23 protein-coding genes are annotated in these 23,101 nt (G+C 45.5%); 13 read left to right on the forward strand and 10 right to left on the reverse strand.

What is annotated here, in order from left to right; genetic code table 11:
• The first annotated feature begins 11 nt into the window (after positions 1-11).
• A complete protein-coding gene (gene dapD, locus AC9UEY_RS02215; protein ID WP_509537158.1) occupies positions 12-929 on the forward strand; it encodes a 2,3,4,5-tetrahydropyridine-2,6-dicarboxylate N-succinyltransferase in 918 nt (305 codons plus the stop codon).
• Here the strand turns inward: dapD and AC9UEY_RS02220 are convergent.
• Genes AC9UEY_RS02220 through AC9UEY_RS02235 form a run of 4 tightly spaced genes read right to left on the reverse strand, consistent with a single transcriptional unit; the run spans position 879 to position 4,758 of the window.
• Entirely contained in the window at positions 879-2,156 is a 1,278-nt protein-coding gene (locus tag AC9UEY_RS02220; RefSeq protein WP_509537161.1) for a SpoIID/LytB domain-containing protein, read from the reverse strand. The two genes, dapD and AC9UEY_RS02220, sit on opposite strands and share 51 nt — an antisense overlap.
• Entirely contained in the window at positions 2,143-2,946 is an 804-nt protein-coding gene (locus tag AC9UEY_RS02225; protein WP_509537163.1) for an ABC transporter ATP-binding protein, read from the reverse strand. Before AC9UEY_RS02225 ends, AC9UEY_RS02220 begins: the two co-directional genes overlap by 14 nt.
• Positions 2,924-3,751: an ABC transporter permease gene (locus AC9UEY_RS02230; RefSeq protein ID WP_509537166.1), complete on the reverse strand. Its 828-nt coding sequence runs from the start codon at positions 3,749-3,751 to the stop codon at positions 2,924-2,926. The genes AC9UEY_RS02225 and AC9UEY_RS02230 overlap by 23 nt, the downstream gene beginning before the upstream one ends.
• Entirely contained in the window at positions 3,748-4,758 is a 1,011-nt protein-coding gene (locus AC9UEY_RS02235; protein ID WP_509537169.1) for a glycosyltransferase family 2 protein, read from the reverse strand. Before AC9UEY_RS02235 ends, AC9UEY_RS02230 begins: the two co-directional genes overlap by 4 nt.
• 36 nt (positions 4,759-4,794) lie before the next feature.
• Here AC9UEY_RS02235 and AC9UEY_RS02240 point away from each other — a divergent pair, with 36 nt between their 5' ends.
• Genes AC9UEY_RS02240 through AC9UEY_RS02250 form a run of 3 tightly spaced genes read left to right on the forward strand, consistent with a single transcriptional unit; the run spans position 4,795 to position 7,625 of the window.
• Positions 4,795-5,910: an LCP family protein gene (locus AC9UEY_RS02240; RefSeq protein ID WP_509537171.1), complete on the forward strand. Its 1,116-nt coding sequence runs from the start codon at positions 4,795-4,797 to the stop codon at positions 5,908-5,910.
• Between the two features lie 10 nt (positions 5,911-5,920).
• Positions 5,921-7,231, forward strand: a complete 1,311-nt coding sequence (locus AC9UEY_RS02245) for a UDP-glucose dehydrogenase family protein (RefSeq protein ID WP_509537173.1) — start codon at positions 5,921-5,923, stop codon at positions 7,229-7,231.
• 46 nt (positions 7,232-7,277) lie between these two features.
• Positions 7,278-7,625: a CoA-binding protein gene (locus AC9UEY_RS02250; protein ID WP_509537176.1), complete on the forward strand. Its 348-nt coding sequence runs from the start codon at positions 7,278-7,280 to the stop codon at positions 7,623-7,625.
• Here the strand turns inward: AC9UEY_RS02250 and purE are convergent.
• Genes purE through AC9UEY_RS02265 form a run of 3 tightly spaced genes read right to left on the reverse strand, consistent with a single transcriptional unit; the run spans position 7,622 to position 9,996 of the window.
• Positions 7,622-8,128 carry a 5-(carboxyamino)imidazole ribonucleotide mutase gene (purE, locus tag AC9UEY_RS02255; RefSeq protein WP_509537179.1) on the reverse strand — a complete coding sequence of 169 codons (507 nt, stop codon included), beginning with the start codon at positions 8,126-8,128 and terminating at the stop codon, positions 7,622-7,624. The genes AC9UEY_RS02250 and purE overlap by 4 nt on opposite strands.
• On the reverse strand, positions 8,121-9,233 hold the full coding sequence (locus tag AC9UEY_RS02260) for a 5-(carboxyamino)imidazole ribonucleotide synthase (RefSeq protein WP_509537182.1): 1,113 nt from the start codon (positions 9,231-9,233) through the stop codon (positions 8,121-8,123). The genes purE and AC9UEY_RS02260 overlap by 8 nt, the downstream gene beginning before the upstream one ends.
• A gap of 4 nt (positions 9,234-9,237) precedes the next feature.
• Positions 9,238-9,996 carry a biotin--[acetyl-CoA-carboxylase] ligase gene (locus AC9UEY_RS02265; RefSeq protein ID WP_509537185.1) on the reverse strand — a complete coding sequence of 253 codons (759 nt, stop codon included), beginning with the start codon at positions 9,994-9,996 and terminating at the stop codon, positions 9,238-9,240.
• A gap of 18 nt (positions 9,997-10,014) precedes the next feature.
• Here AC9UEY_RS02265 and AC9UEY_RS02270 point away from each other — a divergent pair, with 18 nt between their 5' ends.
• From AC9UEY_RS02270 to AC9UEY_RS02305, 8 genes are read left to right on the forward strand one after another with little or no spacing between them, the layout of a single operon-like run.
• On the forward strand, positions 10,015-11,586 hold the full coding sequence (locus AC9UEY_RS02270; protein ID WP_509537188.1) for an acyl-CoA carboxylase subunit beta: 1,572 nt from the start codon (positions 10,015-10,017) through the stop codon (positions 11,584-11,586).
• Positions 11,586-11,768, forward strand: coding sequence for an acyl-CoA carboxylase subunit epsilon (locus AC9UEY_RS02275; RefSeq protein ID WP_509537190.1), 183 nt, complete (start codon positions 11,586-11,588; stop codon positions 11,766-11,768). The genes AC9UEY_RS02270 and AC9UEY_RS02275 overlap by 1 nt, the downstream gene beginning before the upstream one ends.
• A gap of 2 nt (positions 11,769-11,770) precedes the next feature.
• A complete protein-coding gene (locus AC9UEY_RS02280) occupies positions 11,771-12,373 on the forward strand; it encodes a Maf family protein (protein WP_509537193.1) in 603 nt (200 codons plus the stop codon).
• Positions 12,370-14,088 carry an acetyl/propionyl/methylcrotonyl-CoA carboxylase subunit alpha gene (locus AC9UEY_RS02285; RefSeq protein WP_509537196.1) on the forward strand — a complete coding sequence of 573 codons (1,719 nt, stop codon included), beginning with the start codon at positions 12,370-12,372 and terminating at the stop codon, positions 14,086-14,088. The genes AC9UEY_RS02280 and AC9UEY_RS02285 overlap by 4 nt, the downstream gene beginning before the upstream one ends.
• Before the next feature lie 41 nt (positions 14,089-14,129).
• The gene (locus AC9UEY_RS02290; RefSeq protein ID WP_509537199.1) at positions 14,130-15,746 is read left to right on the forward strand and encodes a phospho-sugar mutase; all 1,617 of its coding nucleotides are present in this window, start codon (positions 14,130-14,132) and stop codon (positions 15,744-15,746) included.
• A complete protein-coding gene (gene deoC / locus AC9UEY_RS02295) occupies positions 15,743-16,690 on the forward strand; it encodes a deoxyribose-phosphate aldolase (RefSeq protein WP_509537201.1) in 948 nt (315 codons plus the stop codon). Before AC9UEY_RS02290 ends, deoC begins: the two co-directional genes overlap by 4 nt.
• Positions 16,691-16,701: 11 nt before the next feature.
• Positions 16,702-18,141, forward strand: coding sequence for an aldehyde dehydrogenase family protein (locus AC9UEY_RS02300; protein ID WP_509537204.1), 1,440 nt, complete (start codon positions 16,702-16,704; stop codon positions 18,139-18,141).
• On the forward strand, positions 18,134-18,976 hold the full coding sequence (locus tag AC9UEY_RS02305; protein WP_509537207.1) for an aldehyde dehydrogenase family protein: 843 nt from the start codon (positions 18,134-18,136) through the stop codon (positions 18,974-18,976). Before AC9UEY_RS02300 ends, AC9UEY_RS02305 begins: the two co-directional genes overlap by 8 nt.
• On the opposite strand, the gene AC9UEY_RS02310 is transcribed toward AC9UEY_RS02305, so the two are convergent.
• Positions 18,971-19,915, reverse strand: coding sequence for a nucleoside hydrolase (locus AC9UEY_RS02310; RefSeq protein WP_509537210.1), 945 nt, complete (start codon positions 19,913-19,915; stop codon positions 18,971-18,973). The two genes, AC9UEY_RS02305 and AC9UEY_RS02310, sit on opposite strands and share 6 nt — an antisense overlap.
• 18 nt (positions 19,916-19,933) lie before the next feature.
• On the opposite strand from AC9UEY_RS02310, the gene AC9UEY_RS02315 reads away from it, so the two are divergent.
• Positions 19,934-20,845, forward strand: a complete 912-nt coding sequence (locus tag AC9UEY_RS02315; RefSeq protein WP_509537212.1) for a ribokinase — start codon at positions 19,934-19,936, stop codon at positions 20,843-20,845.
• On the opposite strand, the gene AC9UEY_RS02320 is transcribed toward AC9UEY_RS02315, so the two are convergent.
• Together AC9UEY_RS02320 and AC9UEY_RS02325 are read right to left on the reverse strand one after the other, a co-directional pair.
• The gene (locus AC9UEY_RS02320) at positions 20,818-22,002 is read right to left on the reverse strand and encodes a cytochrome P450 (RefSeq protein WP_509537215.1); all 1,185 of its coding nucleotides are present in this window, start codon (positions 22,000-22,002) and stop codon (positions 20,818-20,820) included. The genes AC9UEY_RS02315 and AC9UEY_RS02320 overlap by 28 nt on opposite strands.
• Positions 21,999-23,096: an adenosine deaminase gene (locus tag AC9UEY_RS02325; protein ID WP_509537218.1), complete on the reverse strand. Its 1,098-nt coding sequence runs from the start codon at positions 23,094-23,096 to the stop codon at positions 21,999-22,001. The genes AC9UEY_RS02320 and AC9UEY_RS02325 overlap by 4 nt, the downstream gene beginning before the upstream one ends.
• Positions 23,097-23,101: the final 5 nt, after the last annotated feature.

A 23,101-nucleotide genomic window follows, 5' to 3' on the forward strand; every position in this document is an offset into this window, starting at 1 on the left:
AGGCTTAGGACATGACGACCATTGCATCTGGCCACGGAATCGCAACAATTTCCAAGGGAACTACTTTGGATGTTTGGTTCCCAACTCCATCTCTGACCGCGCTATCTGGCGCCGCCCCTGCAGAACTAACTGCACTAGCTGGCGTAGATGCAGCACGCGCGGTTACCGTCGAAGTAATTAGTATTGAGATTGATATTACAAAAGCACCTGCAAATGCAGCAGATGCATACCTTCGTTTGCATTTGTTATCTCACCGACTTGTAAAGCCACATGGAGTCGCACTTGATGGGATCTTTGGATTACTGAGTAACGTTGTGTGGACATCAGTTGGCCCATGCGCTGTTGATGGTTTTGAAATTACTCGTGCTCGCTTAAAGGCAGCATATGGTCATGTCAGCGTTTATGGTGTCGATAAGTTCCCTCGAATGGTTGATTACGTAGTTCCTAGCGGAGTTCGAATTGCAGATGCAGATCGTGTTCGTTTAGGTGCCCACCTTGCCTCCGGCACTACTGTCATGCACGAAGGTTTTGTAAACTTCAATGCAGGAACTTTAGGAACTTCTATGGTTGAAGGACGAATCTCAGCTGGTGTTGTAGTTGGCGATGGCACTGATGTCGGTGGTGGTGCATCCATAATGGGAACACTTAGCGGTGGCGGTAAAGAAGTTATTTCCATTGGTGAAAAGTGCTTACTGGGTGCCAACTCAGGTCTTGGTATCTCTCTTGGCAATAACTGCGTGATCGAAGCTGGTACCTATATAACTTCAGCTGCGAAGGTAAGACTTCCTGATGGCGAAATAGTTAAAGCCGGAACACTTTCAGGTGCAAGTAATCTTTTATTCCGACGTAATTCTCTAGATGGTTGCCTAGAGGTTGTATTACGGACTGGGACTTGGGGTGGGCTCAACAGCATCTTGCATGCCAACTAAATCAAAGTAGGCAGATGGAATTTTAGTTCGGCTTCTAAATGTTTCACCACGTAAACTCTTTTGAATTCCCGTACTAGAGGTTGCCCTGATCGTCGCAACAGTTCCTGTGGCATTCTTCATAACAATTTCTAGAGTCACCACATCAGGTAGTACAAAAGCGGCAGCAACAGAGGCCTGAGTAATTTCGCGATCCCATCGATAAAAGCGCGGATTGAGAACAGGATCCAGGCTGGAAACATCCACAACTGACTGAGTGAAACTCTTTTCAGTCCCCCAGGCATTCACCGCGATCTCTGTTAACCCACCTGTTGAGCTACCGAAGTAGGCGGTTATTGGTTTGCCTGCTTGAGTAATGGTTAAGCCTGCAGTGTTAGTAACTGCTGCTTTCCAGAACTGTCCCCACCCTTTTTCCGTTTCCTTTGCATATCCCACAAAGGATTGATCAGAAATTTCACCATAAAGATCGCAATCACATGCAGTTCGATAGATTCCAGCTTTGCTCATTGCATAAGTTCTAGAGGCAATTGCCTGTGCTTGAAGCGCAGCTTCTGGCCAGGATGATGGGACTTCACTTATGCCCCACAAGTATTCATCGGATAAACGCACTGCGTTTGTAACCTCAATGCGATACCCAAGCGTTGCTGCTTTAACGGCTCTGAACTGCATCTGTCCGTAACGATACTTCTTAGTGGTGGTTGTGTGGGATAAAGAAATAACTCCATCAACACCAGGTAAGTAACGAGTGCCACTCCAGCGAACTGTGAATATTCGATTGCGAGGAATACTGACAGTTTTCTTTCCAGTAACAACGCTAGGTAACACTGTGGAGCCAAGAATTGTAAAATTCAATGAACTCTTAACAGGCACAACAGCCAGCGGGACAACGTCTTGCGCATCACCGATATCACCACTAAAGATTTGCATCGTTGCATCTTGCGTTGCAGTGGCCAATTTCGCAGAGGTCAACAAATGCCCGATATTCACACGCAATATCTTTGAGTCATCCAAAGGTTCAATTGCAACATCTTTGTAGTAATAGGAAATAATTGCAGTGGCTGTTTCGCCTGCTATTGCCTTTGCTTTTGCACCGATCTGACTCATTCCAACACCATGGCCATACCCAGCGCCTTGTACTTTGAAAGTAGTAGGAATATCTACTGCAGAAGAGTGCGACGGCAATATCAGCGCAACTGAAATAGCCAGGACTAGTGGCTTAAAAATCCTCATCAATTACTGCGCTCTTTCCAAGGTGTAAGAACTCTTGATATGCATCAATGACTGCGTTGGGTTCACCGCGTTGAACAAGTTTTCCTTTATGCAGCCAAGCAACATCGTTACATGTTTCGCGCACAGTTTGCATCGCATGGCTCACCAAAATAAGAGCGCGATCATCGCTTCTAAGTTCCTTAACCCGGTTAAGGCTCTTTTCCTTAAACTTGGCATCTCCGGTACTCAGTGCTTCATCAATAATCAAAATGTCTGGTCGAACAACAGCGGCAACTGAGAACGCCAAGCGTGCATACATTCCCGAGGAGTAGGTACGCATTGGAGCATCGATCGCATCGCCCAACTCAGAAAATTCAGCAATCTCATCAAAGTTGCCATCTATCTCTTGGCGAGACATGCCAGCAGCTAATCCACCCAAAAATACATTGTCTCGGCCTGACATCGAAGGATTAAACCCAACACCTAGAGCAAGCAGCGTGCTTACAGATCCATATACCTCGATGCGACCCTGTGATGGCGGCAAGATGCCAGCAACGCAACGCATTAAGGAAGACTTTCCAGCTCCATTAGTTCCTATCACGCCCAGTACTTGCCCATACTGAACATCTAAATTGATGTCATCTAGTGCGCGGACAATTCGTGTTTGTTTCTTGCCACGACCTAGTGATTTAACACGCGCTTTAAGGGTTGGCTTTTTATCAATAGATGTTGTGTATGTAAGACCAACTCCACGGATTGAAACCGCGAGTTCATTAGTAAGGTGCGGATTAGAGACGGACAGCGAACTCACGCTCCCTCGATAAGAAGAAATAAGTTCCAATAAAGAAAATACCTGTCGCCCAACCTAAGCCTTGAAGCATGCTTGAGACCTCAGGTGCTTTCCCTTGTACAACTGCGCGAGACCATGAATCTAAAATTGGGAATAGCGGATTAAGGATCTCAATTGCTCGAAGACTTGGCTTTAATGCAGATGCTTCATAGAGAATTGGTGACAGGTATAGAAGTGTTCGGGTTAGGTATGGCAAGAAACTTGCAATATCTCTGAAATAGACATTGATGCAGGAAATCGTTATTGCCACTGCAAGGGATAGAAAAACAGTTATCAATAGCACTGGAATTGCCCAAAGCATCTCAATTGTAAAAGGTGAGCCAACCACTGCTTTGATAACTACAAAAACAATCAATGTTGGGAGAAACCTAAAAATTGCGATTACGACAGCAGAAATTGGAAGCATGATTCGTGGAAATGCGGTGTTAAGAATCAAGCGTTGGCCAGCAGTTACGGATTTAACTCCTCCAGTAAGACTGTTTGCGACTAAATAAAATAGAAATAAGCTTGCAGTTAAGTGTGCATACCGCGCACTATCTGTGGCGCCACCAATAATCATGATCAAAATAAAATAAACCCCTGAAAGCAATAGTGGGTTTAGAACTAGCCACAATTGACCAAACACAGAGTCAAAATGTTGCTCCCGAAGTTCAGATTTGGAGTACTCCTTGATGAAGGTGCGCCTAGACCATAAGGATTTCCAGTAACGACCAAGTTTTGGCAGGCCAGCTTTAAATGGCTCATATACCTGCAGTGGAGTGCTCACGGGTTCAAGGTTACATCAGGTGCTAGCGACTTAGGCGAAGTAAGAAATCCAAGCCCCCATGAAATATGCATTGTTAGCAAGATTGTGGGTAAACACAGAATCTCACCCAGACTTTTTCCAATTACTACTGATGCAATCAGGATAAACACAGCATAAACAAGGGCTGGAATTAATAGAACTGGTGAAACCAGCCAACCGAAGAGCAATGAAAGCGACGTCGCAGCGACTGTAAAAGGTGGTGCTAAGTAACGGTAATTAATTGTGCCTTGATGACGCCGTGAGACAACACGTCGCCACCGTCCATATTCAAAGTATTGCTTTGCTAATGCTTTAACTGTTGATCGAGGTCGATATGTAACAACTAGTCGCGGGTCAAAGTAAACAACTCCACCTGTCTGTCGCAATCTGAAGTTGAGTTCCCAATCTTGAGCGCGAGTAAATCGCTCATCAAAGCCACCTACTGCAAGTAGCGCTTCTTTTCTAAACGCACCGAGATAAACCGTATCTACTTCTGCAGCGCCTCCGCCGGTATGGAATCTTGATGCACCAACACCCAGTGGACTACGCATTGCACGAGCAACGGAACTTTCAAACAAAGATTGTCCCTCAGCAGCCATTACGCCACCAACATTTACTGCGCCCGTGCTTTCCAAAATCTCTGAAACCAATTGACAATAGTTACGAGGAATATTTGAATGGCCATCAACTCGAACAACGATCCCGTACTGAGATGCGGCTATTGCAAGATTGAGTCCCGCTGCAGTTCGACCTGTTGGATTTTCAACGATGACAACTCGTGCATCGTTTATGTGTAATCGCTGTGCGATCTCAAGGGTCTTGTCATGTGATGGCCCAATAGCCAGAATTACTTCAATCTTTCCATCGTATTGTTGAGCAAGGATCGCTTTCACGGCATCCTCTAAATACTTCTCCTCATTGAGGACAGGCAGAATTACCGAAATCTCTCGTTTCGGTGAGCCATATAACGCGTTAGCTGATGTCGACATAACCCGCACACGCTATCGCTCAAGTACTCTCGGACAGTGAAATCAACGCGGGCAATTCGGATTATTACCTCACTATCTGTGGGAGTCGTCCTTATCTCCGCATTTTCTTGGTTGGGCCTAGGTCAGGTGAGCGGAGCCATCGATCGAATCGATGTATTCGGTACATTGAAAGATCGCCCCGATAAACCAAATAAAGCCCTGAACTATCTACTCGTTGGCTCAGATACTCGCGAAGGTTTAACAAAAGAGCAAAGAAAATTACTTCGAGTTGGATCAACTGCAACAGCTGCAGGATCTCGTTCTGACACCATGCTGCTTGTTCACATCTCTAAGTCGCGGGATAAGGCAACGCTAATTTCAATACCACGAGATTTATTAGTGACAATTCCTGAACATGTGTCATCTCTTGATAAAACAAAAATTGTTCCTGCAGCAAAGGGAAAAATTAATGCAGCATTTGCATGGGGTGGAGCACCGCTTCTGATTCAAACAATCGAAAATGAAACCGGTGTTCGGATTGATCATTACATTGAAATCGGTTTTGCTGGATTTGCAGGAATGGTTGATGCACTTGGTGGAATTGAAGTGTGTACTAAGAGAGACATCGATGATCCAGGTAGCCACTTAGTTTTGGCAGCAGGTGTTCACACACTTGATGGTGTTGAGTCCCTTAAGTATGTTCGCACACGTGACTTTGATGGAATGGGCGATCTTGGACGTATGCAACGTCAGCAACAATTTATGGGCGCAGTTCTAAGAAAAGTAACAAGCACTGGCGTACTGCTCAACCCAATCAAGCTCGTAAATTTCTTTAATGCAGCAATCGCGACAGTTAAGACTGATTCCCAACTCAACCAGAGTGATTTACTGACTCTTGCAAAGCAAATGAAAAATCTGACTCCCAGCAAAATGCGCACTTTGACTATTCCACTTGGAAATACCAATGCTCGCGTGCCTGGTCTTGGCTCAGTAGTTATCTGGGATGAAGTGTTAGCTCCTGAACTTTTCAACCGTTTGCGTGAAGATTTGCCGCTCATTGATGAAGTAACCCCATCTCCATCAGCCTCTTCTAGTGAAAAGGCAACTCCTACTGTGATCGATAAATTTAAGACTCGTACCGCTGATGAAAACCCTTGTGGGGCTCTGAAGTAAACTCCCCCACATGACTTTAACTCTCTCGGTTGTTGGCTGCGGTTATCTAGGAGCCACCCATGCTGCTTGTATGTCCTCACTAGGTTTTACAGTAATCGGCGTCGATACAGATCCAGAAAAAGTAGCCTTACTACAAAGTGGAAAACTCCCATTTTATGAACCAGGTCTAGACACACTGCTTGAGCAGGAAATGAAGACTGGTCGACTCTCCTTTACAACTGATTTCTCAGCAGTCAAAGATGCTGATGTTCACTTTGTATGTGTGGGAACTCCACAGAGTAAAGATGGGTTAGCCGCAGATCTCACATACGTTAAGTCTGCTGTTGCCGCTATTGCTCCACATCTAAAAGATGGATCACTTGTTGTCGGTAAATCCACTGTTCCAGTTGGAACGGCGCAAGCATTGCGTGCTGAACTTTCAAAGATTGCGCCTCATGCCGATCTAGCCTGGAACCCAGAGTTTCTGCGTGAAGGTTTTGCAGTTGAAGACACATTGACACCAAATCGCCTAGTAGTCGGTGTTGCAAATGATCGTGCTGAAGAGATTCTTAAAGAGGTATATGAGCCAGTGATTGCTTTAGGAACACCTTGGGTTCGTGCAGACCTACCAACATCTGAACTTGTAAAGGTAGCTGCTAACTCATTTCTTGCAACAAAGATTTCATTTATCAATGCGATGGCTGAAGTATGTGAGGCTGCAGGTGGTGATGTAACAGTTCTTGCAAAGGCAATTGGTTACGACCCACGTATCGGCAGTCGCTTTTTACAAGCTGGCATTGGCTTTGGTGGGGGCTGCCTTCCTAAAGATATTCGTGCATTCATGGCACGTGCTGAAGAGTTAGGTGCCAAGCAGGCGCTTGAGTTCTTACGAGAAATTGATGCAATTAACTTACGTGCACGACAACGCGTTATCGATGTTGTGCGTGGAAAGCTTTCACAGGATCTAACTCAGTACAAGATTGCTGTTTTAGGTGCAACATTTAAGCCCGACAGCGATGATGTGCGTGACTCCCCTGCACTAGATATCGCTGTTCAGTTACATGCAGCAGGTGCAGAGGTCGTTATCCATGATCCACAAGGTATTGAGCCTGCACGTAAGCGTTTTCCAAACCTTGATTACGCCGAAGTAATCAATGATGCAATCAAAGATGCAGATTTAATCCTTCATTTGACTGAATGGAAGGAGTATCGCCAGATCGATCCTGTCGCTATTTCTTCCATTGTTAAGAGCAAAATCATTATTGATGGGCGCAACATGCTCGATCGCACCTTGTGGCGCAACGCTGGGTGGAAGTTCCACGCATTAGGGCGTACCGATTAATACTAAAGAAACCATTGATGCTGTCCTTGCCCTAAAAACATGGGCAGTGGTTGGTCTTGGCAATAATCCTGAGCGCGCTGCATTTGGTGTAGCAAAACTTCTTCAAGATAAAGGGCACCGAATTATTCCGGTATACCCTCGCGCAGAAGTTGTACACGGAGAAACTGGATACAAAACTCTCTCTGAAATTCCAGAATCTGTCGATGTTGTTGATTGCTTTGTTAATTCAACATTAGTGGGAAAAGTTGTAGATGAAGCTATTGCTATTGGTGCTAAGGCTGTGTGGTTGCAATTAGATGTTATTGATAACGATGCTATTGCGCGTGCACAAGCGGCAGGCTTACTGACGATCATGGATCGTTGCCCTGCGATTGAATATCGCGCTCGAGCTTAAAAACCTGTTTTTTGATTACGGCGAGAGTTGAGGTTCTCGCCCTTTTCCTTTGCAATCTTGTTGATTTCCTTTAAGCCATCTGCAACCTTTGCAGAAATTGCTGCATCAGATACACCAAGGATTCTTGCGGCAAGTAACGCTGCATTCTTTGCATTGCCAACTCCAACAGTTGCTACCGGCACGCCTGCTGGCATTTGAACAATCGATAGCAATGAATCCATTCCATCAAGATTCTTTAACGCAACTGGTACACCGATAACTGGAAGCGTTGTTAATGAAGCGACCATTCCAGGCAAGTGTGCAGCGCCACCTGCGCCAGCAATAATTACTTTGTAACCTTTTGATTGCGCAGTCTGTGCAAACTCAACCATCTCAAGTGGCATGCGATGAGCTGAAACAACATCTGCTGAATATGAAATTCCAAGATCATCCAAAACTTTTGCCGCTTCTTCCATCGTTGGCCAGTCTGAGTCTGACCCCATGATGATTGCTACATCACTCATCGATTTCTCCGCTCATGTAATCCACCGCATGTTGGACTTCCTGGGTTAATTCTACGAGGTCTTTGCCGAGCAAAGTTACATGCCCAATCTTTCGACCTGGGCGTACATCCTTCTTGTATTGATGGAAATGCAGCGCAGGTGTGCGTGCCATCAGGTGCAGATATGGACGATACATATCTGTCTTATCGCCACCTAAAACATTTCCCATGACAGCCACAGGTGCTGTCATTGATGGATCACCAAGGGGAAGATCTAAGACTGCGCGCAAATGTTGTTCGAACTGACTTGTATGTGAACCTTCAATAGTCCAGTGTCCAGAGTTGTGAGGACGCATTGCCAACTCATTTACAAATAAGTTGTCACTTTTGACGAACATTTCAACAGCCATCACACCAACAACTCCAACTTCAGCAGCGATATCTAGAGCAAGTTTTTGTGCTTTTTCACTTAATGCCGCTGTCAATTGTGGGGCAGGTGAAATTGTCATCACGCAAATTCCATCTTTTTGTACTGTTTGTGTTGGAGCCCAAGTAGTTGCTTGTCCGTGTGGAGAACGCGCAACCATTACGGCAATCTCATAATCAAATTCAATGAGCTCTTCAACTAGCAGCTTGGGCATCTTTTGCAAAAGGTCACCCAACTCTTTTGCTGAATTTACTTTCCAAACACCGCGTCCGTCATACCCGCCAGAGATTGCTTTAGCAATAATCGGAAACTTATCTACTTGATCTATGGCAGTAACTATTTGAAATTTCGGTGAAGGAAAAGATTGCAGCTTCTGGCGCATTGCGGCTTTATCTTGTGAAAATTCAAATGCTGCAGCTGATGGGCGAACCACTACCCCATCAGCTTCTAACGCTTTGATGATGCTCAATGGAATCAACTCATGTTCAAAAGTAATGACATCACATCGTGCTGCAAATTCTTTGACTGTCGCGAGATCGGTGTAATCGCCAACTACATGCTGGGCAATTTGAGCAGCAGAGTCATTGGAATCGGCTGCAAGCAACAATAAATTAACGCCTAGCGCAGTTGCTGGTGCGATGCTCATTCGAGCAAGTTGTCCAGCGCCGATGACTCCGACTGTTGGGAAGGCTTTGCTCACCGGTCTATCGTAGATGAATTACATCGGCGGATTGAACATGAGTCCCATCATCCAAGATGAGCGCGCCAATATCTGAAATCGATTCAGCTACCGCTAAGTGCGTAACCCCACCAGGGTATTCAACCCGAACCTCTTTGCCCAATGTGGCACAGAGATGTACGTACAACGCCTGCACCTCGTCAATACCTTGATCCCACTGCACAAAATGCTCTTCGAACTCTTCCAATACTTCGCATAAGATTTCATCTCGCGTTAAATCAACTCCGCCTTCAACAAGCAAAGATGTTGCTGTTTCTACAGGTAGTTGATCTTCACTCATTCCAACATTGATGCCAATTCCAATTACTACGCCATCACCAACTACCTCTGCGATAAGACCTGAAACTTTTTTGTGATTAATCAAAATATCATTGGGCCATTTAACGGTTGCATGAAAAGCATGCAGAGTCTTTGCCACACTGTAGCCAGCAATTAAAGGCAGCCATCCCCAGTCATCACGATTGCGTTGTGGTTCGATGTAAAAAGAAAATAGCAAAGCAGTTCCTTTTGGTGCTTCGAATGTGCGGTCCAAGCGTCCTCGTCCGGCACTCTGAAATTCTGCAGCTATTACATCGCCCACTTGCGCATTTCCATCACGCACTCGTTGCACTAAATCGCCTTGCGTAGTACTCGTGAGTTCAACCACGCTTACTCGCCAGTAAGGCGTAATTAATCTATTGATCTCCGCCGGATCAAGCGCTGCACTTAACAATTCTTTGCCCACGACTAGTACCGTACGCCCATGAGCCGTGATCTGCATACAACTGCCGGAAAAATAGAAGATCTTCGCGACCGTGTTGAGGAAGCTGTCCATGGTGGCTCCGAGCGCGCCGTTGAGAAGCAGCACTCAAAAGGTAAGAAGTCTGCGCGCGAAAGAATTGAATTGCTGGTTGATGCCGATTCATTTACTGAGATTGATGAGTTCGCGCGTCACCGTTCAACGCAATTTGGAATGGAAAAAAATCGCCCATATGGTGATGGTGTAGTAATCGGAACAGCAACTGTTGACGGCCGCCCAATCGCGTTGTATTCACAGGATTTCACCGTTATGGGTGGATCACTTGGTGAAGTTCACGCAGAAAAGATTGTAAAGATCGCCGCGTTTGCACTTAAATCTGGAATACCACTTATTGGAATAAATGATTCCGGTGGAGCTCGTATTCAAGAAGGTGTCGCATCCCTTAATGGATACGGGAAAATCTTCCGCCTCAACACCAGATCTTCAGGTGTTATCCCCCAGATCTCACTGATTCTTGGTCCATGTGCAGGTGGCTCCGCTTACTCACCAGCACTTACAGATTTCACAATCATGGTGAATGAAACCTCGCACATGTTTATTACCGGCCCTGATGTCATCAAGACTGTTACGGGTGAAGAAGTTGGAATGGAAGAGCTTGGTGGTGCACGCACGCATAACACGCGCACCGGCAACTCACATTATTTAGCAGAAAACGAAGATGATGCGATTGATTATGTTAAGGCGCTTCTCTCATACTTACCATCAAACAATATGGATGCAGCGCCCCATCTACCCCCAACTGAAACTTTGGAAAAGAAAGCAACAGATATCGCATTAGATACTTTGATTCCGGATAGTCCTAACCAGCCATATGACATGAAGATTTTGATTCAGGCCTTAGTAGATGAGGGCGAGTTCCTCGAAGTTCACGCACTCTATGCGCCAAATATTGTCGTTGGTTTTGCACGCATCGAAGGCGAATCAATTGGAATCATCGCCAACCAGCCCAATCAACTAGCAGGAACTCTTGATATCAATTCAAGTGAAAAAGCAGCACGTTTCTTGCGTTTCTGCGATGCCTTTAATATTCCGATTCTTACCCTTGTAGATGTTCCAGGTTTCTTGCCTGGTACAGAGCAAGAATGGGACGGAATCATTCGTCGTGGAGCGAAGTTACTCTACGCATACGCTGAAGCTTCTGTGCCACTTGTAACACTTATTACTCGCAAGGCATACGGTGGAGCATTCATTGTTATGGGATCTAAATATCTTGGCAGTGACATTAACTTCGCATGGCCAAGTGCTGAAATCGCCGTAATGGGCGCACAAGGTGCAGTAAACATTTTGTATCGCAAAGAGTTAGCAGATGCTAAAGATGCTGAAATAAGGCGTGCTGAGTTAGTAAAGGAATACAACGAATCACTTGCAAATCCATATTTGGCAGCAGAGCGCGGAACAATTGACACAGTTATCGAACCTAGCCAATCTCGCGCATACATCACAAAAGCATTTAGAACCTTGAAGACAAAGCGCGATGTCTTGCCTGCACGCAAGCACGGAAACATTCCTCTGTAATGCAATTTGAGATTACTTCTGGGAATCCAACTCCTGAAGAGTTGGCCGCAATTGAGGTTGTTATGGCTCAACACAAACGTGAAGAACTCACACCTGTGATTCGCCGCAGTCTTTATGGCTCACCACAGCTGCGTAAGCCGCTGCCCCATCAAATTACATTTGGCGCGAGAAGGTTTAGATAACAATGCCAACAATTGTTTTAGCATCACAATCTACTAGTCGACGTCGTTTACTTGAGTCTGCTGGTTTGTCTCCAAAGATTATGGTTAGTAATGTTGATGAGGACACGGAGTTTTTCAATGCAATGCACCCAGCGGATATGGTTATCGCGTTAGCAATTACAAAAGCCCACACAGTCCGCGAAAAGATTGATTATCCAGCCATAATAATCGGATGTGATTCAACCTTCGAATTTGATGGAGTCTCACTAGGTAAGCCAGGGACTCCAGATATTGCAATAGAGCGGGCAAGGCGAGTCCGAGGCAACTCTGGGCTTCTTCACACTGGTCACTGCATTATCGATACCGTCAAAGATGTTGAAATTTCAGATCGTGTCACAACCCGAGTCACTTTTGATCATATGAGTGATGAAGAAATCGCAGATTACGTTGCGACAGAAGAACCACTACATGTTGCTGGTGGCTTTACTCTTGATGGTTTTAGCTCTCCATTTATTCCTTCTATTGAAGGTGATTACACAAATGTTGTTGGTATATCAATGCCATTTGTGCGCAAGGCATTTGCACAACTTGGTTACACCTGGCCACAAGCAAAGGTGATGAAATGAAGCGCGTACTAATCGCCAACCGTGGTGAAATTGCTGTGCGTGTTATTCGTGCTTGTAAGGATCATGGCATCGAAAGTGTTGCGGTGTATTCAGATGAAGATCGCACCTCACTGCATGCCCAAATGGCAGATACTGCCTATTCACTTCACGGCACCACTGCGACGCAAACTTACTTAGATATTGAAAAGCTAATCGCAGTTGCAAAAGAATCTGGCGCAGACGCCGTCCACCCTGGATATGGTTTCCTTTCAGAGAATGCAAACTTTGCTCAAGCCGTTGTTGATGCAGGTCTTACATGGATTGGTCCACCACCGGATGCCATTCGTGCATTAGGCGACAAGGTTTCTGCACGAAAGATCGCTGCAAAGGCAGGTGCTCCACTAGTTGCTGGCACTAAAGATCCCGTTGCAGGCCATGAAGAAGTTACAGCTTTTGCCAAAGAACATGGTCTACCTGTTGCCATTAAGGCCGCCCACGGTGGTGGAGGACGTGGATTAAAGGTTGCGCGCACTATGGAAGAGATTCCAGAACTATTTGCATCTGCTGTGCGTGAGGCGATTTCAGGTTTTGGTCGCGGTGAGTGCTTCGTAGAGCGCTATTTAGATAAGCCCCGACATGTTGAAACACAGGTACTAGTTGATAAGCACGGTCATGCTGTTGTTGTTAGTACCCGTGACTGTTCTCTGCAACGTCGTCACCAGAAACTCGTTGAAGAAGCTCCTGCTCCATTTCTAACCCAAGCACAAAATGATGAGCTCTACCGTTCAAGTAAAGCAATCATGAAGGAAGCAGGCTACGTAGGCGCTGGAACATGTGAGTTCTTAGTTGGAGTCGATGGAACTATTTCATTTCTTGAGGTAAATACACGTTTACAAGTTGAGCACCCTGTCAGTGAGGAAGTAACCGGACTTGATCTTGTGCGCGAACAGTTCCGAATTGCAGATGGCGAAGCACTTGGTTTTGATGATCCAATAATTCGTGGACATTCAATTGAATTTCGAATCAATGGGGAAGATCCAGGCCGATCTTTCCTACCCGCACCAGGACGCATTACTGAATGGGAAATCCCAACTGGTCCTGGTGTGCGCGTAGATGCAGGCTTCCAGGGTGGCGACACAATTGGTGGCAACTTTGATTCCCTGCTTGCAAAGTTAATTGTTACCGGCGCAACTCGCGAACAGGCTATTGAACGTGCTCGACGCGCACTCTCTGAATTCATAGTGGGCGGATTAGCAACTGCAATTCCTTTCCATCGTGCAATTCTTGACGATCCCGCATACACAAAGAATTTCAAGGTTTACACAAGTTACATTGAAAATGAATTCAATAATCAAATTCCAGCATTTTCTTTCACTGAGCCCCCTCTTGAAACTCATATGGCACCTGAATATCTCGTTACCGAAGTTAATGGGAAACGATTTGAGATTCTTGTTCATGCGGCAAAGCCAGTTATAAAGCGTCACCGCGCAAAACAAACTATGACTGGTGGATCAAGCAGTTCTGGACTCACAAGTCCAATGCAAGGAACTGTTGTTAAGATTGCAGTAGAAGAAGGCGCATCTGTCGAAGTTGGTGATCTAATCTTTGTTCTTGAAGCGATGAAAATGGAGCAACCCTTAATTGCTCACAAGGCGGGCATAATCTCTAATCTCACAGCTGTCATTGGGGCCACTGTTTCAAGTGGAACTAATCTCTGTGACATTATCGATAAATAACCTGACTTCTCAAAGGGTTGTCTCGAAGTTACTCTAGGCACATGGATCAATCATTAGTGGGCGAAGTTCAAGCCTGGATAGCAGATGATCCAGATCCAATGACAGTTTCTCAATTACAGCAGTGGCTAGATACAAATAATGAAGCCGAACTTCGCGCATCCTTTAATGGCTTTTTACAATTTGGAACAGCCGGGCTGCGTGGTCCCATTCGACCTGGACCATCTGGAATGAATCGCGCAGTCGTTGGGCGCACAGCTGCCGGAATAGTTGCCTATATGAAAGAGCGCAACTTAACTTCAGTAGTTATCGGACGCGATGCACGCTATGGATCTGAAGATTACACATTTGAAACCGCTGAGATTATGAGTGGTGCGGGTATGAAGGTTTTTGTATTGCCACGGCCTCTTCCGACTCCAGTTTTAGCTTTTGCTACTAATGAATTGGGTTGCGATGTGGGCATCATGGTTACTGCAAGTCATAACCCACCTCAAGATAATGGATACAAGGTTTATCTCGGTGGAACAGTCGATGGCATCGAATACCGCGGATCTCAAATCGTTTCACCCACCGATGTTTCAATTGCACACAAAATTGCTGCGATCCCATCCCTGAAACAACAACCACGTGGAAAAGAGTGGACAGTTTTAGGTGAAGAGATAATTGAGAAATACATCAATCGCACAGCATCTCTTGCCACAAAGCCCGGTTCTTTGCGTATTGTTTACACGGCGATGCATGGGGTTGGAACTGAAACTCTTAAACGTGTATTCCACGCAGCTGGATTTGCCTCCCCAATCTTGGTTGACGCACAAGCTGCACCAGATCCTGATTTTCCAACAGTTGCTTTCCCTAACCCTGAAGAACCCGGTGCTATTGATTTAGCACTTGAAACAGCCAGGACATTTAATGCAGACCTAGTCATTGCAAATGATCCAGATGCAGATCGATGCGCCGCTGCAGTTAATGACCCTGTAACAGGCTGGCGCATGCTGAGAGGCGATGAATTAGGCGCGATATTGGGCGAATCTATTGCTCGAAAGACTAGTAGTGGGATTTTTGCTAATTCCATCGTTTCCTCATCAATTCTGAAAAAAATAGCTGAGCACTACAACCTCGAATTCAAAGAAACCCTGACAGGCTTTAAGTGGTTAGCAAAAATTAAGGATCTGACCTTTGGCTATGAAGAAGCACTTGGCTACGCAGTTGATGCAAAGACAGTCAATGATAAAGATGGAATTTCAGCAGCAATCACTTTGGCGCAAATAGCAACCGATCTTGCAGCTGATGGAAAAACTCTTCTTGATTTATTGGATGAGATTTGGGCCCGTCACGGATTCCACGCAACAGAACAAATTTCAATCCGCCTGAGTGACTTATCAAAAGTGGGCGTAATTCTTGGCAGACTTCGTAGTAATCCACCACAAAATATTGCAGGTCGAGTGGTTACATCAATTGATGATCTGGCTGCCCCTACCGATGGATTACCGCCAACAGATGGTTTAAGAATCTGGCTAGATGGTGGAGTTCGAATTATTATTCGCCCCAGCGGCACTGAAGCAAAGATGAAGTGTTACATTGAGGTAATTGAAAAGGATTCCAAAACCGCTCAAGTAGTATTGGATCAACTACGACCACCGCTAAAGGAATTGTTATCGTGAGTTTTTATGGTTTAGTTGATGGCACTGATGCCTCACTAAAGAGCTACCTTGGCAATCTTTCCGGTGTCGACCAGGTGGGCGCTGAAGCTCGCGCAGCAATGCTTGCTACCAGAAGCATCAAAACAACTTCAAAGCGGTGGGCAATTGATACTGCAATAACGATGGTGGACTTAACCACCCTTGAAGGTGCAGATACACCTGGCAAAGTAAAAGCATTGTGCACAAAGGCGGTTAGGCCAGATCCAACTGATTCATCAGTTCCTAGCGTTGGTGCTGTGTGTGTGTATAACGACATGGTTTCAGTAGCTCGTAAACACCTAGATTTAATTGGTGGCCAGCATGTGCCGGTAGCAGCGGTTTCTACCGCTTTTCCATCGGGACGTGCATCAATGCCGGTCAAAATTCAAGATACACAAGATGCAATTGATGCAGGTGCAGCAGAGATCGATATGGTGATCGATAGAGGTGCTTTTCTTGCTGGTCGATACATAGATGTTTTCAATGAAATTGTTCAGATTCGCGAAGTATGTGGGGACAGGGCACACCTAAAAGTTATCTTTGAAACTGGCGAATTAGTCACCTATGACAATGTTCGCAAAGCATCATTTTTAGCTATGGCAGCAGGTGCTGACTTTATTAAGACTTCAACTGGCAAAGTTGCACCAGCTGCAACTCCCCCAGTCGTATTGGTGATGCTCGAAGCAGTACGCGACTTTTATGAAATGACTCAAGTTCGAATTGGGGTCAAACCAGCTGGTGGAATCCGAAATACCAAAGATGCAATCAAGCAATTAGTTTTGGTCAATGAAACTGTTGGGCCAGATTGGCTCAATCCGAAACTCTTTCGAATTGGAGCCAGTGCATTGCTCAATGATCTATTGATGCAGCGCATGAAGATGGATGATGGTTATTACACTAGCCCTCTGTATGTGACGATGGATTAATGGAGACGACTATGACCTTCGAATACGCCCCAGCGCAAGAATCTCGCGCAATTGTCACGATCAAGCCGAAGTATGGACACTTCATCGGTGGGAAATTTGTTCCAGGTGGCAAGCACTTTCCAACAATTAATCCAGCTACTGAAGAGGTGTTAAGCCAGATTGCACTCGCCGGTAAAGCAGATGTTGATGCAGCGGTTAAGGCAGCGCGCAAGGCTTATACAAATACATGGTCAAAGATGTCTGGCAAAGAGCGTGGAAAGTATTTGTATCGAATCGCTCGTATCATGCAAGAGCGCGCACGTGAATTTGCAGTACTAGAGACTCTGGATAACGGTAAGCCGATTCGTGAATCACGAGATACCGATATTCCATTGGCAGCAGCTCACTTTTTCTATCACGCAGGATGGGCAGACAAGCTTGAATACGCAGGTCTTGGCACATCCCCCAAGCCACTAGGTGTTGCAGGACAGATTATTCCCTGGAACTTTCCATTATTAATGTTGGCATGGAAGGTTGCGCCAGCACTAGCTGCTGGAAACACAGTTGTTCTAAAGCCAGCTGAATCAACACCACTTACAGCATTGTTATTTGCAGAGGTTTGTCAGCAAGCTGAACTTCCTGCAGGTGTTGTAAACATTGTTACTGGTGATGGATCAACTGGGGCCTTAATTGTTAATCATCCAGGAATCGACAAGATTGCATTTACCGGATCAACTGAAGTTGGAAAGATTATTGCTCGCGCTGTTGCGCCAACTAACAAGAGCGTGACCCTAGAACTAGGTGGCAAGGCTGCCAATATTGTCTTTGATGATGCCCCTATTGATGAAACCGTTGAAGGCATTGTTAACGGTATTTTCTTCAACCAAGGACATGTCTGTTGTGCTGGCTCAAGATTGCTTTTGCAAGAAAATGTTGCGGAAGAGGTTTTGCATAAGCTAAAGAACCGCATGGAAAAGATTCGTGTGGGCGATCCAATGGACAAGAACACTGATGTCGGTGCGATTAATAGCAAAGAACAACTTGCAAAAATAATTGAACTTGTAGCTGTTGGTGATGCAGAAGGTGCTGAGCGTTGGAGCCCAGCATGCACACTGCCAAGTAAGGGATTCTGGTTTGCACCAACAATCTTTACAGGCGTAACACAGGCACATCGCATTGCACGCGAAGAAATCTTTGGACCAGTTCTATCAGTTTTGACCTTTAGAACACCCGCCGAGGCAATAGAAAAGGCTAACAACACCCCCTTTGGACTATCTGCAGGCATCTGGAGTGAAAAAGGATCCCGCACATTGTGGGCATCACAACAGCTTCGCGCAGGAGTTATCTGGGCTAACACATTTAATAAGTTTGATCCAACATCACCATTTGGTGGATATAAGGAATCGGGGTGGGGCCGCGAAGGTGGACGCCACGGCCTGTCTGCATATTTGAAGGGAGTTAACCATGAGTAATCGCATCGATGTTAAGAAGACATACAAGCTATTTATAAATGGTGCTTTCCCTCGGAGTGAATCAGGGCGCACATATGAGGTTAAGAATGCAAAGGGTGTATTTGTTGCAAACCCATGCCTTGCCTCTCGTAAAGATTTACGTGACGCAGTTGTTGCAGCACGCGCAGCACATGCTGGATGGAACACAGCAACGGCATATAACCGTGGGCAAATCTTGTATCGCATCGCCGAAATGCTTGAAGGTCGTCGCGGACAGTTTGTAGAAGAAATTGTTAATATCACGGGTGCAACAAAGTCAAAAGCCGATAAAGAGGTGACTGAATCTATTGATCGCCTTGTTTGGTATGCAGGTTGGACAGACAAGATCGCATCCCTTGCAGGATCAACAAATCCTGTAGCAGGTCCTTTCTATAACTTTACGATTCCTGAAAGTATGGGAGTTGTTGCAGCCATTGCACCTGAAACTCCTTCACTGCTTGGGTTAATCGATGTCATCGCGCCAATTATTACCTCAGGAAATACTGTTGTTGTTCTAGCAAGCACTAAAGCCCCATTGTCCGCAATGACATTTGCTGAAGTTCTGGCAACAAGTGATCTACCTGCAGGTGTCATCAACATCCTTACAGGCAAGAAAGATGAAATTGCGCCATGGATGGCATCTCATATGGATATTAATGCATTAGATATATCTGGATTGCCCTCTAAGAAGCATGCTGACATTAAGGTTGCTGGAGCTGAAAACTTAAAGCGAATTCATTCCTTTAAGTCAGCAGATCCTGGTCGCATCATTGCCTTTATGGAGGCTAAAACTGTGTGGCATCCAATAGGGCTATGAATTAACGGTTTTTAGCCACAATTTAACGACCGCATCAACATCTAGATCAAGTGCAACGCGAACCTTCGCTGAATCTTCTAGGTCTAGTGGTTCTAATTGCTTGAGCCATGCATCACGACGATCCACAATTGTTTGACCTCGAGCAGGACCGGCTGATGTGTCAACTACAACATCAAACATTTCAGTCGTAAAAAGTTCTGGATGGATGACCAAGGCAAGTGCCCCGTAATCACCTAATGAGATGGGATCAGTTCGAACCTGCTCCATAAATCCAAGGGCCAGTGATGCTGCAAATTGTGAGGAAGGCTTGTCAGACTTACTCATTGCAGTTGCATCTTCTCGGCCAATTGTAGGGCGCATAAAGACATCTAGTCCGTACATGGAAATAGGGACTCCGCTTTGAAAAACTATCGCAGCAGCTTCTGGATCGTGCCACACATTAAATTCAGCAGCAGCAGTTGCATTTCCAGCTGAAGCTGAACCACCCATCAAAACAATTCTGTGGATCTTCTTGGCAGTTTCTGGAAATGCTCGCAAGAACAATGCGATATTTGTTAACGGTGCAATTGGAACAATAGTTACGGGATCTGCAGATGACTCAATGAGATCCCGAAGTAGCTCAACAGCAGAGCGTGGGTCAACGGTGCGATGTGATGGAGCAATCCCAAGATCACACATTCCATCTTTGCCGTGTACATACTCGGCGTACTGGCTCTTGCCTAACAACGGACGGACCGCGCCTCGTGCCACAGGAATGTCCCCAGCACCTGCTGCATCCAAAACTTTAAATGTATTGGCCACAACTTGATCAACGTTGGTATTGCCATCAACGCAGGTGATGCCAAGTAAGTTGATATCTGGATGCATCGCAGCAAATAGAACAGCAAAGGCGTCATCTACGCCGGTATCTACATCCATAATGATTGAAGTTTTGCTCATAACGGCTAGCCTAGCGGTATGCAATCTATTGGAGAACAGTCAGCAGTCATCGCAGTCGTGGGAAGTGCCATGATGGATTTAACTGCCTATGCCGATGTTCTACCTGAACCGGGCCAAACCTTAGCCGGCCAACTCTTTACAACAGGTTTTGGTGGCAAGGGTGCTAACCAAGCGGTTATGGCTGCGCACTGCGGCGCCGAGGTTCACTTCATTGGCAAACTTGGTAATGATGTTTTTGGAACAGCAATTGCAGATAACTTTGTAAAAGTAGGAATTCATTCAGAGTATGTGAATCAAAGTGAAACTCCCACAGGTGTTGCCCACATTTGGGTAGATGGAAATGGCGAGAACCGAATCATTATCATCCCTGGTGCAAATCATGAGATTGAGATTGCAAAAGCGGTAGAAGCAATAAATGCCATAAAAGATTTGTCAGTTGTCGTAGCTCAATGTGAAATTAAGCAAGAGGTGACTCTTGCGGCCTTCAAAGCGGCTAAGACTCGGGAATGTACGACTATTTTGAATCCTGCTCCCTATCAAGAAATCTCAGTCGATTTACTGGCACTGTGTGATTGGATCATTCCAAACGAGACTGAATTCCGTGAACTCCATGGTGCATTACCAACAAGTGATGAAATTCTAAAAAACTTTAGGCCAGGCAAGAATTCAATTGTGACTCTTGGTAGCCAAGGTGCTGTCTATATTTCAGCTGATGGTCAATTGACTAAAGTAGGTGCACCGAAAGTTACCGCGGTTGACACAACAGGTGCTGGTGATGCTTTTGTTGGGACTTTTGCTTACTCACTTGCTAGTGGTAAAGATCCCGTGACAGCGATGACTCTAGGAATTAATGTTGCATCCTTAAGTGTTACTAAAAAAGGTGCGCAATCTTCCTACCCACATCAAGCAGAGATAGCAACGCTTTCATAACCACGCAAAACAAAGGTTGGCCTGCGAATCGCATCTCCTGCTAATTGCATATGTGGATACTTTTCCCATAGCGCTGGCAAGGAAACACTCATTTCAAGTCGTGCCAATGGCGCACCTATGCAAAAGTGAATACCCGCACCAAAACCAATATGAGGATTTGGATCGCGTGTTAAATCCATCGATTCTGGGGTAGAAAACACTGTTTCATCACGGTTTGCAGAGCCAATAAGGGCTGCGATCTTTTGTCCTTCTTTGATCGCGACTCCCCCAATTTCAGTATCAGCTGTCGCAGTGCGTTCAAACAAATGAAGTGGCGCATCAAAACGCATGAACTCTTCAAGGGCGGTATTAGTAACGCCTCGAGGATTCTCACGTAGCAAAGCAGTTTGATCTGGGCGTTGTAAGGCTGCAACCATTCCATTACCAAATGCATTCACACTTGCCTCGTGTCCGGCGTTAAGTAGCAGCACGCAAGTTGCTACCAGCTCATGCATATTAAGCTTCTCGCCATTTTCTTCAACGATTGCAAGATCTGAAATTAAATCCTTACCTGGAGTCTTCTTGCGACTTTCAGCTAAATCACGAACATAATCTGCAAACTCTTGCGCAGCTACTTTTGCTTCACTTTGATATTGCATAGTTGGATTTACTTCATACATCTTCACAATCGCTTGTGACCATGGTCGAAGTAAGTGCTCTTCAGATTCTGGGAACCCTAAGAGATCTGCGATGATCTTGACCGGTAATGGTTCGGCGTAATTAGCAATTAAATCAAATGTTTGACCTGACTTAACCTTTTCATCAATAGCATCAAGTAGTTGCTCGGTGATGCGCTCAACGGCTGGGCGCATGCCTTCGATCTTTTGACGGTTGAATGCTTTTGCAACAAGTGAGCGAAGACGAGTGTGCTTAGGTGGTTCGCTATCTAAAATTGAATCGGCATGGAGCCAGTTAAAGATTTCCCACTCAAACTCTGGGCTCTTTTCGGTGAATATTCTGCCAATTGATTTATTGCGAAAAACATCGTTAGCATCACCATGGCGAGCAGCTAGAAACATCTGCATTCCCTCGTGCCACACAGGTTGGCCTGCAGCACGAAGTTCTTTCAGCGCTGGGTATGGATTAGATACAAAGGCTGGGTCTGTAAAGTCGATCATGAAGCAGATGAAACCTTCGCATACCCAGGCTTAATGATCTGTTCAATGATCTTTAAACGCTCTGGATAAGGGATAAAGGCACTTTTCATAGCGTTAATAGTGACTCTTTGAAGCTCTGCAAAGTCCCATTTATAGGCCTTAACCGCCTCATCCATCTCAAAAGACATAGAGGTTTGGCTCATCAAACGATTATCAGTGTTGAGCGTTACGCGAAAACGAAGCTTGGCCAAGACACCAATGGGATGTTCGGCATAACTTGCAGCCGCTCCTGTTTGTAGATTTGAAGTGGGACATAGCTCCAATGGAATGCGTCGGTCCCGAACATATGATGCAAGTCGACCTAGCTTTGGTTCAGGGCCAGAAAAATCGATATCATCGATGATTCGAACACCGTGACCTAGTCTTTCGGCTCCGCAGAGTTGGATGGCTTCCCAGATGGAGGGGATTCCATACGCTTCACCAGCATGGATAGTAAAATGGGCATCTTCTTTACGAAGATAATCAAAAGTATCTTTTTGATCAGATGGCGGAAAACCATCTTCAGGGCCAGCGATATCAAATCCAACAACTCCCTTGTCTCGGTACTTAACAACTAACTCAGCAACTTCTTGCGAGTTTTTGTTCTGACGCATTCCACATAAGAGTGAGCGCACAACTATTGGATGACCTTCGGCTGCTGCCTCTTTCATGCCAATTTCATATCCTTCTAGTGTTGCTTCGACAACATCTACCATAGACAGACCTTGTCCGGTAAACAACTCAGGTGCTCCGCGAACTTCTGCATAGACAACACCATCGCGCGCAAGATCTAGTGCGCACTCACGGGCAACCCTGATGATGTCTTCACGACGCTGCATCACTGCAATCGTGTGATCAAAGGTTTCAAGGTAGCGAACTAATGATCCAGAATCACAGCTTTCGCGGAACCATGTCGCTAGCTCTGTTGCATCATGAGTGGGAAGTGCGGTGTATCCGATCTCTTGGGCAATATCAATAATGGTTTGTGGACGTAGTCCACCATCTAGGTGATCATGGAGCAACACCTTTGGAACTAGTTTGATCTGATCCTTTGTAGGAATACTGTTCATTGACATTTTTT

Origin of the sequence: Candidatus Planktophila sp. (assembly GCF_040402275.1) — a bacterium.
Lineage (GTDB): Bacteria > Actinomycetota > Actinomycetes > Nanopelagicales > Nanopelagicaceae > Planktophila.